At 63.1% G+C, this 13,907-nt stretch carries 11 protein-coding genes; 6 read left to right on the top strand and 5 right to left on the bottom strand.

Annotated elements, in window-relative coordinates; all coding sequences use genetic code 11:
* Positions 1-10 precede the first annotated feature (10 nt).
* From radC to FJU11_RS14920, 4 genes are all read right to left on the bottom strand, one after another.
* A complete protein-coding gene (radC, locus tag FJU11_RS14935; protein ID WP_141167878.1) occupies positions 11-775 on the bottom strand; it encodes a RadC family protein in 765 nt (254 codons plus the stop codon).
* 131 nt (positions 776-906) lie between these two features.
* Positions 907-1,737 (bottom strand): type I methionyl aminopeptidase, encoded by an 831-nt coding sequence (gene map, locus FJU11_RS14930; RefSeq protein ID WP_141167877.1) that lies wholly within the window; start codon positions 1,735-1,737, stop codon positions 907-909.
* Positions 1,731-2,486 carry a DNA/RNA nuclease SfsA gene (gene sfsA, locus FJU11_RS14925; RefSeq protein WP_141167876.1) on the bottom strand — a complete coding sequence of 252 codons (756 nt, stop codon included), beginning with the start codon at positions 2,484-2,486 and terminating at the stop codon, positions 1,731-1,733. Before sfsA ends, map begins: the two co-directional genes overlap by 7 nt.
* 71 nt (positions 2,487-2,557) lie before the next feature.
* Positions 2,558-4,399, bottom strand: coding sequence for a PHA/PHB synthase family protein (locus FJU11_RS14920; RefSeq protein ID WP_141167875.1), 1,842 nt, complete (start codon positions 4,397-4,399; stop codon positions 2,558-2,560).
* A 259-nt stretch (positions 4,400-4,658) separates the two neighbouring features.
* On the opposite strand from FJU11_RS14920, the gene FJU11_RS14915 reads away from it, so the two are divergent.
* The 5 genes from FJU11_RS14915 to FJU11_RS14895 all read left to right on the top strand — a co-directional run bounded on the left by FJU11_RS14915 (position 4,659) and on the right by FJU11_RS14895 (position 10,415).
* Complete coding sequence (locus FJU11_RS14915; protein ID WP_141167874.1) at positions 4,659-5,324, top strand: hypothetical protein; 666 nt, start codon at positions 4,659-4,661, stop codon at positions 5,322-5,324.
* 155 nt (positions 5,325-5,479) lie between these two features.
* Entirely contained in the window at positions 5,480-6,802 is a 1,323-nt protein-coding gene (locus tag FJU11_RS14910) for a homoserine dehydrogenase (RefSeq protein WP_141167873.1), read from the top strand.
* A gap of 142 nt (positions 6,803-6,944) precedes the next feature.
* Entirely contained in the window at positions 6,945-7,931 is a 987-nt protein-coding gene (gene glpX, locus FJU11_RS14905) for a class II fructose-bisphosphatase (protein WP_407946732.1), read from the top strand.
* Between the two features lie 200 nt (positions 7,932-8,131).
* Complete coding sequence (recJ, locus tag FJU11_RS14900; RefSeq protein WP_141167871.1) at positions 8,132-9,943, top strand: single-stranded-DNA-specific exonuclease RecJ; 1,812 nt, start codon at positions 8,132-8,134, stop codon at positions 9,941-9,943.
* A gap of 130 nt (positions 9,944-10,073) precedes the next feature.
* Entirely contained in the window at positions 10,074-10,415 is a 342-nt protein-coding gene (locus tag FJU11_RS14895; RefSeq protein WP_235891049.1) for a PilZ domain-containing protein, read from the top strand.
* A 98-nt stretch (positions 10,416-10,513) separates the two neighbouring features.
* Here the strand turns inward: FJU11_RS14895 and FJU11_RS14890 are convergent, their stop codons facing one another.
* Positions 10,514-11,395, bottom strand: a complete 882-nt coding sequence (locus FJU11_RS14890) for a glycosyltransferase (RefSeq protein WP_141167870.1) — start codon at positions 11,393-11,395, stop codon at positions 10,514-10,516.
* Positions 11,396-11,754: 359 nt separating this feature from the next.
* Between FJU11_RS14890 and FJU11_RS14885 the strand changes: the two genes are divergently transcribed.
* Positions 11,755-13,083 carry a tyrosine-type recombinase/integrase gene (locus FJU11_RS14885; RefSeq protein ID WP_141167869.1) on the top strand — a complete coding sequence of 443 codons (1,329 nt, stop codon included), beginning with the start codon at positions 11,755-11,757 and terminating at the stop codon, positions 13,081-13,083.
* Positions 13,084-13,907: the final 824 nt, after the last annotated feature.

Genomic DNA, 13,907 nt, shown 5'->3' with positions numbered 1-13,907 from the left:
GGAGCGAGGTTCAGATCATCCGGAGACCCTTGAGGCTCGCGTGGCCGCTCTTGCCGATGATCACGTGGTCGTGGATCGTGATGCCGAGCGGCTTGGCCGAGGCGATGATCATGTGGGTCATGTCGATGTCCGCGCGCGACGGTGTCGGGTCGCCCGAGGGGTGGTTGTGGACGAGGATGAGCGCGGTCGCCGAAAGCTCGAGCGCGCGTTTCACCACTTCGCGGGGATAGACCGGCGTGTGGTCGACGGTGCCGGTCTGCTGCACTTCGTCGGCGATGAGCTTGTTGCGCTTGTCGAGGAAGATGACCCGAAAATGCTCCTTCGCCTCGAATGCCATCGCCGAATGGCAGTATTCGATGACGGCGGTCCACGAGCTGAGCATTGGCCGTTCCGTCAGCCGGCTGCGCAGGGAACGCTGGGCGAGGGCGGCGACGAGCTTGAGATCGGTCGCGGCGTTCTCGCCGATGCCTTTCGTCTCGCACAGCAATCTCTCGGGCGCGCCGATGACTTCCGGCAGCGAGCCGAAACGGGTCATCAGCGCCTTGGCGATCGGCTTGGTGTCGCGCCGCGGGATCAGGCGGAAGAGCAGGAGCTCGAGGAGCTCGTAATCGGCGAGCGCAGCCTCGCCGCCATTGCGGAAACGCTGGCGAAGGCGGTCGCGATGACCTTGATGGCCGGAGACGTCGCCGATCACGCTCGCCTCGGCAAGACCGGCTAACGCGTCGCTTTCGTCCGGTGCAATGTCCTGTTCCGCCCTGGAGCGTTTCGTCGTCATGCGGAAGCGCTCCCTCTCGTCGTACCGGCCGAACCCCTCGGTATCCGCCGATGACGGCGACCGAACGCCTCGCGATTGCGAAGCGCTTGCGAAGGGGCGCCGTCCGCGCCGTTCATGGCCTGCGACCCGCCTTACGCCGCGGGAAGGCCCGGCATGCCGAGGCCGGCTGGCGAAAGCGTGAAGATCTCGCAACCGTCCTTCGTCACGCCGACGGTGTGCTCGTACTGGGCCGAGAGCGAGCGGTCCCGCGTCACGGCCGTCCAGCCGTCGGAAAGAACCTTCACGTGTGGGCGGCCGAGATTGATCATCGGCTCGATCGTGAAGATCATGCCCTCGCGCATTTCCACGCCTTCGCTCGCACGGCCGTAATGCAGGATGTTCGGCGTGTCGTGGAAGAGGCGACCGACCCCGTGTCCGCAGAAATCGCGCACGACGGAACAGCGCTCTTCCTCGGCAAAGGTCTGGATCGCTTCGCCGATGGCGCCGATGCGCGCGCCGGGCTTCACGGTGGCGATGCCGCGCATCATCGATTCGTGCGTGACCGTGAGCAGCCGCTCCGCCGAACGGCGGATCGTGCCGACCGGGTACATGCGGCTCGAATCACCGTGCCAGCCGTCGAGAACGTAGGTGACGTCGATGTTGACGACATCGCCGTCGCGAAGCGGCTTGGCGTTCGGAATGCCATGACAGACGACGTGGTTGATCGAGGTGCAGCACGACTTCGTGTAGCCGCGATAGCCGAGCGTCGCCGGAACGGCGCCGTGGTCCATGCCGAACGTATAGACGAAACGGTCGAGCGCGTCCGTCGTCACACCCGGCTCGACGCGTTCGGCCAGTTCGTCCAGGCAGCGCGCCGCGAGATCGCAGGCCTTGCGCATGCCGGCGAAGCCTTCCTCGTCGTAGAGGCGGATCTGGCCGGTATTCTTGAGCGGCGCGGCCGCCGCCTCCACGTAGCTCACCATGATGTGCGACTTTCGTAAGTGCGTCCCGGTTCCAGATCGGGAACGCCGGCTTCTTCGATGGGAACGAGACCGCTCGGTGTGATCGATCCCGTATTAATTTCGCACCGGAGCGCGTAGGCTTCAACCCCGGCGGCGATCGCATGATCGAAGGCGGCGCAGTAGGCCTTGTCGAGATCGCGGCAGAGTTGCAACCGTCGACAATCCCTGCGCTGGATGACGAAGAGCATGATCGCGCGGTGGCCGCTCGCGACCATCGCCGCGAGTTCCTGAAGATGCCTAGCGCCGCGGCTTGTGATGCTGTCGGGAAATTCGGCAAGTCCGGGCTTGCGCATCAGATGCACGTTCTTCACCTCGACATAGGCGCGCCCGCGTACCGGATCGTCGAGCAGCAGGTCGATACGCGAGGCCTGGCCGTATTTCTGCTCGCGCTTCAAGTGGGCATAGCTCGCCAGATCGGAAACGAGCCCAGCCAGTATCGCTTCTTCGGCGAGCCGGTTCGGCAGTCCGGTATTGATGCCGACGATCGTGCCATCCGCCTCGACGAGTTCCAGTGCGTGCCGGTACTTGCGCGTGGGGCTGTCGTGCTCGCTCAGCCATATGCGCGAACCGGGCGCCGTCAGGCCCATCATCGAGCCCGTGTTCGGGCACGATCCGGTGATCGCCCGCCCGTCATCCAGTCGCGCATCGAAGAGGAAGCGCTTGTAGCGGCGCACGAGCACGGCAGGGGTGAGCGGTTCGGCAAACAGCATGGGCCGGCGTAGCGCGGTATCGATGGCCTGCGCAAGACGCCGCCCGGCGTCGCGGTGCTCAACGGGCCGGATCAGGCCATTTCGCGGACATAGGAGCCCGGTGCGTCCTCGATCGGCTTTCGTCTCGGAATGCCGACCTTGCGCGCCTTGACCTGCGTTCCGTCGATCGTCTCGATCCAACCCTGCCAGTGCGGCCACCAGGAACCGGCGTGTTCCTCGGCGTTTTCGAGCCAGTCGGAAACGTCGCCGACCGGCGGGCCGCCGGTATAATACTGGTACTTGCCCCGGTCGGGCGGGTTGACCACGCCGGCGATGTGGCCCGATCCGGAAAGGACGAAGGTCACTTCGCCGCCGAAGAACTGGCTGCCGATGAAGACGGATTTCGCCGGCGCGATGTGATCCTCGCGCGTGGCGAGATTGTAGACGGGAATGCGCACGTCCTTCAGCGAAAGCTTTTCGCCGCAAAGCGTCATGCGGCCGGCCGAAAGATTGTTCTCGAGGTAGCAATTGCGCAGATAGAAGGAGTGGTTCGCCGCCGTCATGCGCGTGGAATCGGAATTCCATTGCAGAAGGTCGAAGGGCATCGGTTCCTTGCCCTTCAGGTAGTTGTTGACGACGTACGGCCAGATGAGTTCGGACGCGCGCAGCATGTTGAAGGCCGACGACATCTTCGAGCCTTCGAGATAGCCGGTGCGCGCCATCGTCTTTTCCAGATGTGCGATCTGTTCCTCGTCGGCGAAGACCTTGAGATCGCCGGCGTGGCGAAAGTCCACCTGCGTGGCGAACAGCGTCACGGAGCGGATGCGCTCGTCGCCCGTCTTCGCCATCAGGGCGAGGGCGGCGGAAAGCAGGGTTCCGCCGACGCAATAGCCGATCGCGTTCACCTCTCGTACGCCAGTCGCCGCCTCGACCGTTTCGAGTGCGAAGCGGATGCCCTCGTCGATATAGGCTTCCCAGTCCTTGCTGGCGTGGCGTTCGTCCGGATTGACCCAGGAAATCAGGAAGACCGTGTGGCCCTGGTCGACCGCCCATTTGACGAAGGATTTCTTCGCGTTGAGGTCGAGCACGTAGAACTTGTTGATCCACGGCGGGCAGACGAGAAGCGGGCGCTTCAGCACCGTCTCGGTCGACGGGGCGTATTGCAGGATCTGGCAGAGCTCGTTCTGCGCGACGACCTTGCCGGGCGTCGTCGCCATCGTCTCGCCGAGCGCCAGACCCTCGCTGCCGGTCTGGCGCAGCCTCAATTCGCCCTTGCCGGCGGCAATGTCTTCGGCGAGCATGCGCATGCCCGAAACGAGGTTGGCGCCGTTTTCCGCGATCGTCTCGCGATAGAGTTCCGGGTTCGTCATCACGAAGTTCGCCGGCGACAACGCGCTGGTGACCTGCTTCATGTAGAAGGCCGCCTTGTGGCGCGTATGCTCGTCGAGCCCTTCGGCATCGTCGACCAGGTTTTCCGCCCATTTCGACGTGACGACGTAGACCTGACGCAGGACGTCGAAGAAGGCGACGCGCCGCCAGTCCTCGTCCTTGAAGCGCTTGTCCGGCGCCGGTGCCTCGCCGTCGGCACTGCCTGCGAAGCGGCGCATCGAGCCGGACCAGATCGCCATGTAGGCATTGAGCAGATGGGTCTGCGCGTCGAGGGCGCGGCGCGGGTCGGAAAGCCAGTATTCGGTGATGCGGGAGAACGTCTGGACCACGTCGTTGACCGATTCGGACATGGTGTCGATGCGTTCGCCACGTTCGCGCGGCCCCAGCCAGGCAGCGGCGGCACGGCCGAGTTCCTCCAGCATGCGCGCGAGGTTGCGGGCGAAGGCCTCCGGATCTTTGACGACGTAGCGTTCGATCGCATCCGCGTCGAAATCGTAACCGCCGGCGCCACCTCCTGCGGCGGCCTCGCTTCTTTCCGCAGACACGGCTTCCTCCACTCAAGCTGCAGGCTCTACGGCGATCCTACATGAAGCGCACCGCCTGATGTAAGTGCTTGCCGTCGCGACGGAAGAGACGAACGGCGAATTTCGCACTCTGCCATCATTTGACACATCTTCCGTTTAAGGGATTATGACGGAAGGGTATTGCGTTTTGGTCAGGTGCGAAGCGATGGGGTTTGCAAAAAATGCCGTGTCGGGCGGCGCTCGTGTGCCGTGGCGATCCGTGCGATCGGGAAACAGCGGCGTGCTCGCGGCGGTCCTCGTCTTCGGCACCGCTCTTACGGGCTGTCAGCAGACGAGCCTGAAGGAGGCGCTGACCGTGCCGCCGCCCGTCGAGACGAAGGGCACCTTCAGCACGGCTACCGCATCGACCGATGCCGAGACATCGACCTCGGCCCTTACCGCGTCGAGTTCCGGCAATGTCGGAACCGATACCGCGACGACGCCGTCGAGCGTCAGGGCGGCTGCGAAGTCGACGACGACCTCGAACGTGCGCCGGCAGCGCCGGCAGGCCCAGGCAACGCGCGCGCAGGCCGCCGCGACGACGCCGCAGCGGACTGCGGCCGCCCGAACGACCGCCGCCAACGGGCAGACACGCCAGTCCGGCACTGCCTCGCAGAATGCCCCATTCGTCGATGAGGGCGCGCGCCAGGGCGATACCTATCCGAAGTTCGTGCCGCCCAAGGAGGCGACCACGCAGATGACGGACGCTCAGAAGAAGGCCTTCGAAAAGACGATGGACGAACGCATGAAGGCCAACGAGCAACAGGCGGATTCGCCCGATGCCGTCGCCGAACGTCGCAAGCTTCTCGATGCCATCGCCAAGAACAGCACGCGCGACACGCTGAAGGCGATCGAAGAGACCGGCCAGAACAGCAAGGCCGGCCAGACCGGTACCTCCGCCCAATAGGGCGGGATGACCGGACCCGGCCTCCTCCGGGCTCCGCAGCTTGCCTTGCTCGGTGAAACGCGCTACCCGCGCCCATGCTCGAAGGGTGGTTCGCGTTCGCGCCGTCGCCGTCCTTCCTCTCCATTTCGTTCATGCAAGAGAATCCGGATAAGACGATGGACAGTGCCCTCAAGATCGGCATTGCGGGGCTCGGCACCGTCGGCGCCGCACTCGCCGCGACGCTCGCCGAACGAGCGGACTACCTCGCCGAACTGTGCGGCCGACGCATCGAAGTAACGGCCGTTTCGGCGCGCGACCGCAATCGCCGCCGAGGCGTCGACCTTTCCGCGTCCGAATGGTTCGACGATCCGGTAAAGCTCGCGCGCGAAGCGGAAATCGACGTCTTCGTGGAACTGATCGGCGGGGACGACGACCCAGCCCATGCCGCGGTCCGCACCGCGCTCGCACGCGGCTGCCATGTCGTGACCGCGAACAAGGCGCTGCTTGCCCGTCACGGCGTCGAACTCGCCCGCATTGCCGAAGAAAACGGTGTCATCCTGAACTTCGAGGCCGCGGTCGCCGGCGGCATTCCGGCCGTGAAGGTGATGCGCGAATCGCTCACCGGCAACCGGGTGCGTCGCGTCTTCGGTATCCTGAACGGCACCTGCAACTACATTCTGACGACGATGGAACGCGAAGGGATCTCCTTCGACGAATGCCTCGCCGAAGCGCAACGCCTCGGCTACGCCGAAGCCGACCCGACTTTCGACATCGGCGGCCACGACACGGCGCACAAGCTCGCCATCCTGACGAGCCTCGCCTTCGGCACCGAAATCGCCGCGGACGACATCTATCTCGAAGGCATCGAGAACATCTCGATCGAGGATATCCGCGCCGCTGCCGATCTCGGCTACCGCATCAAGCTTCTCGGCGTCGCGCAGCGTACCGATACCGGTATCGAACAGCGTGTGCATCCGACGATGGTGCCGGTCAGTTCCGAGATCGCGCAGGTCGATGGCGTCACCAACGCCGTCGCAGTCGAGGCGGACGTCCTCGGCGAACTGATGTTGTCCGGCCCCGGTGCCGGTGGCGAAGCGACGGCATCGGCCGTGATGGGCGACATCGCCGATATCGCCAAGAGCCGGCCCGGCGCCCAGCGTGTGCCGGCGCTCGGCACGCCCGCCGATCGGCTCGCGCCATACGAGCGCGCGCGCATGCGCAGCCACGAAGGCGGCTACTTCATTCGCCTTTCGGTAGAGGACAAGGCCGGCGTCTTCGCGAGCATCGCCGCGCGCATGGCGGAAAACGGCATCTCGCTGGAGTCCATCGTCCAGCGCTCGCGCGATCATACCGTTCGCGCAAGGCCGCAGACCGTCGTCCTCGTCACCCACGCAACGATGGAAGCCGCCGTACGCAAGGCCGTCGCAGCCATCACCAGCGAGGGCTACGTGCTCGGCACCGCGCAGGTCATCCGCATCGAGCGACCGATCGTCGACTGACGACATGCCTGCGTAGATATAGCCCGCATCCGGTGCGTATCGGCCAGTATGGATCGGGCTTCGCCGCTCGCGAGCGCGACGTTGCGCGTCCCGTTCGCTCCGGGTAAAGCTCGATCGGGGCAATGCGAGGGAGCGCGAGGCGATGGAGACGATGTCAGGCGAAAAAGGCGGGCTCGACCGGGTCCTCGCCCTCGAACTCGCGCGGGTGGCCGAACGCGCCGGCGTGGCGGCCGCGCGGCTGCGGGGCAGGGGCGACGAAAAGGCCGCGGACCAGGCCGCAGTCGACGCGATGCGTCGCGAACTCGGCATGCTTTCGATCCGCGGTACGGTCGTGATCGGCGAGGGCGAGCGCGACGAAGCGCCGATGCTTTATATCGGCGAGGAGGTCGGCGCCGGCGACGGACCGGCCGTCGATATCGCGCTCGACCCGCTCGAGGGAACGACGCTCTGCGCCAAGAACCAGCCGAACGCGCTTGCCGTCATCGCGCTTGCCGAGCGCGGTACGCTCTTGCATGCGCCGGACGTCTACATGCAGAAGATCGCGATCGGGCCTGGATACCCGGCCGGCACCATCGCACTCGACGCCACGCCGCGCGACAACGTCCATGCCGTCGCGAAGGCCAAGGGGATCGACGTGGGCGAGGTGACGGCCTGCGTGCTCGACCGGCCGCGCCACGCCGCGCTCGTCGACGAACTCCGCGAGACCGGTGTCGCGATCCGGCTGATCGGCGACGGCGACGTGGCCGGCGTTATCCATACCACCGATCCGGAAGAAACCGGCATCGATCTCTATTTCGGAATCGGCGGTGCGCCGGAAGGTGTGCTCGCCGCCGCGGCGCTGCGGTGTATCGGCGGACAGATGTGCGCGCGGCTGATCCTCGATACCGACGAAAAGATCACGCGCGCCGGACGCATGGGCGTCGACGATCCCGCCCGGATCTACGCCGTTGAGGACATGGCCGCCGGCGACGTCATCTTCGCGGCGACCGGCGTGACGGATGGCAGCCTGCTCTCCGGCGTCCGCTTTTCGAAGGATCGCATTACGACTCACACGCTGGTCCTGCGTTCCTCCAGCCGGACGGTGCGCGAGATCCGCGCGCACCATCGCGAAGAGGGCAAGTTCGACTGAAGCGCTTCGCGACCTGACTGAACGGATCCAGCGCTCTATTTCTGTTTCGCGCGGTGTTCGCGGAGCCAGGCTCGATCGGTCTGGCTGGAAAATGCTCCAGAGCTCGGTCATATCCTGCATCGTGCCGGCGCATGGATCACGGCCGGCACGATGCGACGCACATTGCGCGCCGAAATGAAACCAAGGACGCTCGCCTTCCGATGAACGAAGCCGCGCCGGCGCGCCAACGCGCTTTCCTTTCCGTCGAACGGTCGCTTGCCGGGCGCATGTGGATCTCGCGGCTCGACCAGCTCGGGCACAACCGCGCGCTCGCCATGGCGCAGACGCACGGCGTTTCCGAACTGATCGGAAGGGTGCTTTCCGCACGTGGCGTCGCCGTCGAGGAGGCACCGGGCTTTCTCGATCCGACCATCCGTTCGCTGATGCCCGATCCTTCCGTGCTGACGGATTGCGACGCCGCGGCCGAAAGGATCGTCGCCGCCCTGACCGCGGGCAAGCGCATCGCGATCTTCGGCGACTACGACGTGGACGGCGCCGCTTCGGCGGCGCTGGTCGCGCGTTTCTGCCGGATCTTCGAAAGCGCGACCGAGATCTACATTCCCGACCGCATCTTCGAAGGGTACGGACCGAACCCCACCGCGATCGACGAACTCGTCGACCGTGGCGCGGACCTGATCGTGACGGTGGATTGCGGCTCGACGAGCATCGAAGCGCTGGAACGCGCGCGCGAACGTGGCGTCGACGTGGTCGTCATCGACCATCACCAGCTCGGCGCCGAACGTCCACCCTGCGTCGCACTCGTCAATCCTAACCGCCAGGACGACCTTTCCGGCCTCGGGCATCTATGTGCGGCCGGTGTCGTGTTCCTCGTTCTCGTCAACGTCCAGCGTATGCTGCGCATGCGCGGCGACCCGAGAGCGGCGCGCATCGATCTCCTCGGTCTGCTCGACCTCGTGGCGCTGGCGACGGTCTGCGACGTGGTGCCGTTGCGAGGCTTGAACCGGGCCTATGTGGTCAAGGGGCTCGTCGTCATCCGCCGCATGCACAATGCCGGCCTCGCGGCGCTCGCGAGGCGCGCCGGCATCACCGGACCGCTGACGCCGCATCACCTCGGCTTTCTGCTGGGGCCAAGGATCAATGCGGGCGGGCGCATTGGCGACGCGGCGCTCGGCAGCCGTCTGCTCACCCTCGACGACACGAACGAGGCCGAGGCGATCTCACAGGAACTGGACAGTCTCAACAAGCAGCGTCAGGCGCTCGAGGCCGCCATGCTCGCCGAGGCCGAAGCCGAAGCTGCTGCCGAGGCGACGGGTGCCGGTGCACCGAGCGTCATCGTCACCGCGCGCGACACGTGGCATCCGGGGATCGTCGGCCTGCTGGCGGCGCGGCTGAAGGAGCGCATGCGCAAGCCGGCTTTCGCCATCGCCTTCGACGCGCAGGGGCGTGGCAGCGGCTCGGGCCGCTCCGTTCCGGGGTTCGACCTCGGCGCCATGGTTCGCGCGGCGGTCGCCGAAGGCCTGCTCGAAAAGGGTGGGGGGCACGCCATGGCCGCCGGCATCACGATCGAGCGCGCCAAGCTGGGCGCGCTTCGGGACTTTTTCGAGCGCTACTCCGCCCGGACCGTCGCGGCACTGGATGGCGACGATACGCTCGCCATCGACGGCGCGCTTTCCGCTTCTGGCGCCTCGCTCACCTTCATCGACGAGATCGAACGCGCCGGGCCCTACGGCTCGGGTCATCCGCAGCCGATTTTCGCACTGCCGGCCCACCGCCTGGCGGACGCCCGGCCGGTCGGCCAGAACCACGTCAAGGTAACGCTGGAAGGGCCCGATCGTGCACGGATCGGCGGCATCGCCTTTCGAAGCGCCGACACGCCGCTCGGCCAGGCGTTGCTTGCAGGCCGCGGCGCGAGCTTCCACTTTGCCGGAACGCTGGGTGCCGACCAGTGGCAGGGCGACCGCCGCGTGCAGATCCGCCTTATCGACGCCGCACCCGTCTTCGGTACGGGATAGCTCCGTCCGACGGTCGGCTCGCTTCAGTGTCGCCCCTCATGCTCGAGCGCTTGTGTGCCGGTCTCGACCTCGGTTAAAAAGCCTCGGCGCCATCCACGAGGCGCTCTCTCCGCGAAACGCACGGGATGCCATGATCGCGATCGAACCCACCGGTGACGACGAGCCGAACCCGCCCGACACAGCGAACGAGGCACCGGAAGACGGCCGCCAGGACAAGCGCCACCGCGTCCTGAAGGGGGCGACGATCCTTCGCGGACCGGAGCAGTCGGAAACCGAATGCGTCATCCGGAACATGACGCCGAACGGTGCGATGATCGAGGTGCCGGAGGGAACGCCCGTCCCGCCGACCTTCCTGCTCTACGTGGCGAAGGACGGCGTCGCCTACGAAACGGAACGGCGCTGGCGCACCGGCAACCGCATCGGCGTCGCGTTTCACGGCACCAGGGACAAGCCTTCGTGGCATTACGGATAGGCGCCGCATTCAGCTGATTGTCGGCCGCACGCCGAGCATACGGCGAACTTGCAGCCCCTCGTCCTTCGTCGGCTTGGGTAGTCGCCAGTCGAACCGGATCACGAGGATGCTTTGGCCGAAGGCGGAGAACCCTCTGCAGTTTCGGTTAACGGCTCAAGCGTCTCGACGTCCGGCGGGAAGAACAGGTCGATCCCCCGCTCGAACGCAAGGTGGGCTGCCTTCTCGCGGTTGCGAAGGTTTCCTTCATGGATGATCTGCAGCCACATAGGCTCGTTCGTCAAAGCAAAATGTGAGTGTCCGGTTTCCTTCAGACGCGTATGGTTGCCATGAAGGGAGCCAGCGGACCGGTCGGAAACGAAGGCTTCTCGTGTCTGCATACGAATGACGAATGGGTTGTACGAATAGAGATAGGCCGAAACGGTGTCGTTTGTCTTTTGGGCGCCGAAAGGAAAGGTAACCCACATATCCGGTTCCTGCGGATACCGATGCGCTAGAGCCGTACAGTATTTCAGAGCGATCCGGAGGAAGTCCGGGTGAATTGCGTCATCGTTGTCGAGACGTGTGGTGATAACATAATCGCTTTTTGGATTAAGCAGTTCGGATACGCGCCTCGCGCACAACCGACTGTCGGACTCCGGTTTTGCGCCGGAGGTGTCCTGCCAAGCCGGCTCGATGATATCCCGCCCCAAGGTCAGTCTGTCGAGAAAACGTTCGACATGCGGCCTGCGCGTTTCGTCGAACGCAAGAATCCATTTTTTCGGAAGCTTTGTCTGCGCTGCGACGGAAGGCAGGCACCAGCGTTCAAACAAGCGATTGCGTTCCTCGAACCAGGCCAGGAAGCCCTCTTCCGTCGCGATCGGACTTCTTTCTTCCCAAGAGGATTTGCGGATTGCATACCGTGTTAGAATAAAGAGCTCCGCTTTGATACTTGGATACTGCGTGTTCGGTTCCCAGATTTCGTCCTTGAGGATATTAGCCATGGCGGAAGTGAACGGTCTCTCGGTTACATGGGAAGAGAGGAAGGTTGGCGATGATCATGGTTGCTTCTCCGAGCATCCCATTGGTCATCGACTGCACGATCATTCTGGCGAAGTTGCGTTCGACCAAGCGGCTTCTATTAGATGTTTCTTCAAACGGAAGCGCGATCGTGCGATCACAGCATCATCGACCGTTAGCGAACAATCCAATTAACAGACAACTTTAGATGACGTTCTCAAAATAATTAAAATGGTACGCCCAAGGGGAGGAGGCGGCTTTACTCGTTAAGCCCCTAACATCCTTGCATGATTGATATTTTCCGCTTTAGAAGTGGGGAAAACATGTGGGGAAGGAGGCCCTTGTGCCGAACTACATCGAGAAGCGCGCGCGGCGATGGTATGCTGCGCTTGATATTCCCAAGGACGTTCACGGGAAGCGTCGGTTCTTCCAATCGCTGCAAACCGAAAACGAAAGCAAGGCCCTTCGACTGGCTGCCCCTCTCGTTGCGCATTGGAAACAGGAAATCGATCATTGGCGAGGTGATGACGAGACAGTCATCGAAGCGCGAGTGTGGAGGAAGCTTATCCACGAGGAGAGGGACCCCGCACAGCGAGAGCTTCTAAGAGACGCCGTTGTCGATCGCGTTGACAAGATATGGCAGCGAGGAGCGCCGCCACCAGACACCCGTGATGAGGAAGGCGACCCCCTCACGATGAAGGAAGCCAAGTCGCAAAGCACCACTTGGGCGGATGCCGATAAGTTCGGCAAGGTTGCGCTGACCGATTCAATCGAGATTGACGAGCACTTCGAGGAATGGCTTGCCGATCACGACGTTTCCGAGAAGACCACTAGTGATCACCGCCGCGCAATGCGCGACTTAAAGGAACGGTTCGACATTCCCGACGAGGTGGATCGCCGGGCCGCAAGTGACTTTGTGAGACACGTATTACGGCAGCGCCTTGCGCCGGCGTCGATAAACAGGCGACTGACCACCTACCGCTGTTACTGGCAATGGATGGTGGACCGTGGCTACCTTCCAGATAATCAGCGAAACCCTTGGGAACGGCAATCCGTCAAACCAAGGGAAGGCGACGAACAAAAGCGACGTGCCTTTACAGAGGAGGAGGCTGGCGCGTTGCTGGCAAGCCTTGCAAAACAAACCCATAAGTACCCGGACGATTTAGCCATCGCGGAGCTTATGGCCGTCACCGGTATGCGCGTAGGAGAAGTGGCAAGCCTCACCGTTGACGACTTGGAGTTCACCGACGAGGCAGTGTGGATCACGATTCCTGAGGGCAAGACCGAAGCGGCGGCGCGGAGCGTGCCTGTTGTAAACAAAACCGTTGCTTCTAGGCTCAAAGAGCGTGCCCAAGGGCGAGGCGAGGGATACGTCTTCCAAGCTATCAATGGCGCCTCGAAGGAAAACGGCCGCGAGAGCGCTTACAAAAAGAGGGTGGCGCGAGCCCTCGACAAGATCAATGACGTCCCGGAGATCGTTGCGAACCACAGTTGGCGCTATCGGGCGGTGAAACTCATCGAGATTGGTGGTGACATCGAGCGGCACATCGCGGATTATTTTGTTGGTCACAAGCAGCAAGGGCAGGGGCTCGGAAGGTATTACACGGGGCCTAACCCACCGAAGCTCCTAAGGGCGGCCCGAAAGGTGACCTTACCGAAAGTTCTTTCGTAAGCCTAAATTCGTAATTTATTCCTAAAAACTGAGGTTTTTATCTTGATATTATTGGATTACTAAGTTAAAAGAATTAAAAATCAAGTAAAGGGAGAATATATAGATGAAGGTTCGGATCAAAGAATTTGGTTTAGACATGGACGTGAAAACGAAGGGGATGACGCTGGACGTATACTCGCCTGATGGAAAGTCATACCTTGGTGACATCCAGATTACAAAGAGTGGCCTCACGTGGTGTAACGGGAAAGCGCAATCGGGACCGAAAGTTAGTTGGAGAGAGTTTATAGATTGGATGAACTCTTGAACTTCCCTGATGCTGCGATTTTCGCTAGCAGGTTCCAACACGCGTAAAAATCATCGGCGGGCGTTGGCTGAATGCCGACACCCCGGAAGGTTTGGCAGAAAAATTTGAGCGGCCAATCTGATATATAGCAGCGCTCGAAGGTTCCCCCGGCACCCCTTTCCAATTCTGGTCAAAAGCAAACGGATGGCCGGGACACGGCAGAGGGAGCCGCACCCTCCCAACTAGCAGGGCGCGCGCGAATAACTTGTCTGACGCCGTTCGTCCCGTCACGTTGAGTGCAACTCGTGAGCTAAAGAGAGACATGACAACCATGGCGGTCAGAAGCGACGTAGAGCACGAATGCTCGCGCATCTAAGAGGAAACCAGAGAGCTCTATCAGAAGTGGCGTTCAACACTCGGAGAGATGGCCTTCGGCTTCAGAGTTCTCTACTGTCAACGACGGAGCCAAACCAGGCCACTCGGGCGGAATAAAAGTCGGCCACGGCGATGGCAGGCGCGACGCACGAAGGGGCCCGATCGG

The organism is Pararhizobium mangrovi, from assembly GCF_006516965.1.
Classification (GTDB): Bacteria; Pseudomonadota; Alphaproteobacteria; order Rhizobiales; family Rhizobiaceae; genus Pararhizobium_B; species Pararhizobium_B mangrovi.
The sequence above is the reverse complement of the archived record's forward strand: the minus strand, read 5'-3'. Positions and strand labels throughout refer to the sequence as shown.

Excerpts from the sequence above, each read along its gene's own strand:
- radC (WP_141167878.1), bottom strand. The coding sequence starts at position 775 with ATGACGACGAAACGCTCCAGGGCGGAACAGGACATTGCACCGGACGAA.
- map (WP_141167877.1), bottom strand. The coding sequence starts at position 1,737 with ATGGTGAGCTACGTGGAGGCGGCGGCCGCGCCGCTCAAGAATACCGGC.
- sfsA (WP_141167876.1), bottom strand. The coding sequence starts at position 2,486 with ATGCTGTTTGCCGAACCGCTCACCCCTGCCGTGCTCGTGCGCCGCTAC.
- FJU11_RS14910 (WP_141167873.1), top strand. The coding sequence starts at position 5,480 with ATGGACAGTGCCCTCAAGATCGGCATTGCGGGGCTCGGCACCGTCGGC.
- glpX (WP_407946732.1), top strand. The coding sequence starts at position 6,945 with ATGGAGACGATGTCAGGCGAAAAAGGCGGGCTCGACCGGGTCCTCGCC.
- recJ (WP_141167871.1), top strand. The coding sequence starts at position 8,132 with ATGAACGAAGCCGCGCCGGCGCGCCAACGCGCTTTCCTTTCCGTCGAA.
- FJU11_RS14895 (WP_235891049.1), top strand. The coding sequence starts at position 10,074 with ATGATCGCGATCGAACCCACCGGTGACGACGAGCCGAACCCGCCCGAC.
- FJU11_RS14890 (WP_141167870.1), bottom strand. The coding sequence starts at position 11,395 with ATGGCTAATATCCTCAAGGACGAAATCTGGGAACCGAACACGCAGTAT.